Consider the following 3,323-nt stretch of genomic DNA (forward strand, 5'->3'; position numbering starts at 1 on the left):
CCGATGGCGTCGGCCAAACTGCATATCTACTGGGCGGAAACTACCGCGTGATATTGGACTATAACTGTTCAAATTTTTACGCACTGTCGGTGGGGTTATTGGCTGATGCGGTTCGGAATTAACCCAGCTATCGTTCGATAGGTGCGCACGCTATACGGGGCCGTTAAAGGCACCTATTAAGCGGGGCGTGCACGTGCACGGCTTGTCGCGAAATATGAGGACGGAACAGAGCAAATCATGCCCTTATTGGCTGACGAATCACTAGCCCGAGCAGGCTTTTTAACGCGCGCCCTTAATGGCTTGCGTTCGTTGGTGGCCGCATGACCGCGCGCGGTCGTTTTTTGTCGATTGAAGGCGGGGAGGGCGTGGGCAAGTCTACGCAGATCAACGCACTTGCGGACATGATCCGAAGCCATGGGCACGACGTGATTTTAACGCGCGAACCGGGCGGGACAGAGGGTGCGGAGGTCATCCGGCAACTGTTGCTGGGCGGAACCGCAGAACGATGGGCCCCGCGCGCAGAAGCGTTGTTATTTGCCGCAGCGCGCAGCGACCATGTCGAACGTTTAATCGAACCCGCCTTGGCAAGCGGCAAATGGGTCATTGCGGACCGCTTCATCGACAGCAGCCGTGCCTATCAAGGTGCAGGCTCCGGCTTGTCGGATGATGACATCATGACGCTGCATGGCATCGGCAGTCGCGGCCTTTTGCCCGATCGGACATTGGTGTTGCGCCTCGATCCGAAAGAAGCTGCACAGCGCGCAGCGACGAGGGACCAGAACCGTCCCGACCGTATTCAGGGCCGGGCAGAGGATTTTCATTCCGAGGTCGATATGGCATTTGTGGGGTATGCCGAGCGCGAACCCAGAGTGCGTCTGGTGGACGCGTCAGGAACGGCTGAGGACGTGACAGCGCGGCTTGTGGCGCAGATATCCGACTTATTGGTGGAACCAGCCTGATGGACTATGTCGGCCATGACAAGGCATGGCGCCAGTTTTCCAAAGCCTGCGACAGCGGGAAAACGCACCATGGCTGGATATTGGCCGGGGCGAGGGGGCTTGGCAAATCTGCATTCGCGTTGAAAGCGTCGTCCGCGCTTGTTGACCCAACGCATGTGCACGCAAATCTCATTGCCCGCGGCTCCCATCCCGATATTTTGTGGGTGAAGCGGCTTCCGAAAGAAGCACCCAAGGACGATGAAGACGTCACCGATGAAACCGAGCTCAAACGCAGCATAACGGTGGATCAGATCCGCAGTGTTCAGCAGGTACTGACATCGCGTCCGGGGCTCAGCGATAAGCGCGCCATCATTATTGATTCTGCGGACGACCTTGAACGCGGCGGTGCCAACGCATTGTTGAAATCTTTGGAAGAACCGCCCGTTGGGACCTTTTTCTTTTTGGTCAGCCATGCCAGCGACCGTTTGCTGCCAACCATCCGCTCACGCTGCCAGATATTGCGCTTTGAACCCTTGTGTGACGCAGATATGGCCGAGGCCTTGCAACGCGCCGCGCCCGAGGCGAGCCAGCCCGATATTGATGCGCTGGTGCGGTTGGGCAACGGGGCACCCGGCCAAGCGCTGGATTTCCTTGGGCTAAGGCTCGACGAGTTGGAAGATGCCATGGCGTCCATTTTACGCTCAGGCGACCGGGATAATGCCATACGCATCGCTTTGGCCGAAAAGCTGTCGCTCAAGGCCGCGCAGCCGAGATATGAAGCCTTTCTACGCCGCGCGCCTGCATTGATCGCAGAACATACGCGGATGCTCGGTGTCGGTCAGGTGCGCGCCGGGATTGATGCGTGGGAGGCCGCAAGTGGGCTGGCCGCACGCGCCATCGCGTTAAGTTTGGACAAGCAGAGCGTCGTCTTTCAAATGGGAAGCTTGCTGGCATCGGTTCAAGCGCATAAGGCGAGCTAATTAGCCAAAAAATACAAGAGTCCACATGTCTGAACCTTTTTATATTACCACCGCCATAGCCTATCCAAATGGCAAGCCGCATATCGGTCACGCTTATGAAGCGATCGCAACCGACGCAATTGCGCGGTTCCAGCGGTTGATGGGCCGTGATGTGCGCTTCGTCACTGGCACCGATGAGCATGGCCTGAAAATGGACCAGACGGCACGGGCAGCCGGCAAGGCCACGCGCGACCTTGCCGATGAAATGTCGTCTTATTTCAAGGAAATGTGCAGCACTCTTGATATTTCCTTTGATCATTTTTGCCGCACGACGTCGGACCATCACCACAAGGCCAGCCAAGCCATTTGGAAACGGCTGGAAGCCGCCGGCGACCTATATCTTGACCGGTATGAAGGATGGTATTCGGTCCGCGACGAAGCATATTATGACGAGACCGAACTGACCGAGGGCGAGGGGGGCCAGAAGCTTTCGCCGCAGGGCACGCCTGTTGAATGGACTGTCGAGGAAAGCTGGTTTTTCCGGCTTTCGAAATATGAACAGCCTTTGCTCGATTATTATGCCGCGCATCCTGATTTTATCCGACCCGACAGCCGGAAAAATGAAACAGTTAAGTTCGTTGAGGGCGGCCTGAAAGACCTGTCCGTTTCGCGCACCAGTTTCGATTGGGGCGTCAAAGTTCCCGGCAGCGAAAATCATGTCATGTATGTCTGGTTGGACGCGCTAACCACATATATTTCTGCGATTGGCTTTCCCGACGATACCGAGGAATGGCGCAAATTTTGGCCGGCCAATGTCCATATCATTGGCAAGGACATTGTCCGCTTTCACACCGTCTATTGGCCCGCATTTTTGATGTCGGCTGGCTTGCCATTGCCTAAACAGGTGTTCGGGCACGGATTCCTGCTTTCCCGTGGCGAAAAAATGTCGAAGTCCTTGGGCAATGTCGTTGACCCGATGCAGCTTGCGGAGCTGTTTGGCGTCGATGCGCTGCGCTATTTCCTGCTGCGCGAAGTCAGCTTCGGTCAGGATGGCAGCTATAGCCCCGAAGCGATTGTCACCCGCGTGAATGCTGATCTCGCCAACAGCTTCGGCAATTTGGCGCAGCGGACATTGTCGCTCATCTTCAAAAATTGCGAAGGCTATCTGCCAGCCATTCGCGGCCATAATGATGATGACAAAGCCCTGTTGGATTTGGTGGGCGCGACAGTTTCCCAGCATATTCCTGCGCATTACGAAGATTTGGCGATGTCACAGGGGCTAGAAAGCTGGATGCAGGCGGTATTTGCCTGCAACGCCTATGTCGATGTGCAGGCGCCGTGGGCGCTCAAGAAAACCGATCCGGAACGCATGGAAACCGTGCTTGCCACGCTGTTCATATGCATCGCACAACTGGCCATCGCTGCA

Annotated in this window: 4 protein-coding genes; all 4 read left to right on the plus strand. The window is 56.4% G+C overall.

From position 1 onward, the window contains the following. Nucleotides 1-122, plus strand: a 122-nt coding sequence (locus tag ACIQ0G_RS10685) for a lytic murein transglycosylase (RefSeq protein ID WP_397577890.1), incomplete at its 5' end; no start/stop codon positions are given. Between the two features lie 198 nt (nt 123-320). Next, a complete protein-coding gene (gene tmk / locus ACIQ0G_RS10690) occupies nt 321-959 on the plus strand; it encodes a dTMP kinase (RefSeq protein WP_397577887.1) in 639 nt (212 codons plus the stop codon). Beyond that, nucleotides 959-1,918 (plus strand): DNA polymerase III subunit delta', encoded by a 960-nt coding sequence (locus tag ACIQ0G_RS10695; RefSeq protein WP_397577888.1) that lies wholly within the window; start codon nt 959-961, stop codon nt 1,916-1,918. Before tmk ends, ACIQ0G_RS10695 begins: the two co-directional genes overlap by 1 nt. A 25-nt stretch (nt 1,919-1,943) precedes the next feature. Continuing rightward, on the plus strand, nt 1,944-3,323 hold a 1,380-nt coding region (gene metG, locus ACIQ0G_RS10700), incomplete at its 3' end, for a methionine--tRNA ligase (protein ID WP_397577889.1).

Origin of the sequence: Sphingorhabdus sp. (genome assembly GCF_044354325.1) — a bacterium.
Lineage (GTDB): Bacteria > Pseudomonadota > Alphaproteobacteria > Sphingomonadales > Sphingomonadaceae > Sphingorhabdus_B.

Coding starts and splice junctions, on each gene's coding strand:
- tmk (WP_397577887.1), top strand. CDS start 321: ATGACCGCGCGCGGTCGTTTTTTGTCGATTGAAGGCGGGGAGGGCGTG.
- ACIQ0G_RS10695 (WP_397577888.1), top strand. CDS start 959: ATGGACTATGTCGGCCATGACAAGGCATGGCGCCAGTTTTCCAAAGCC.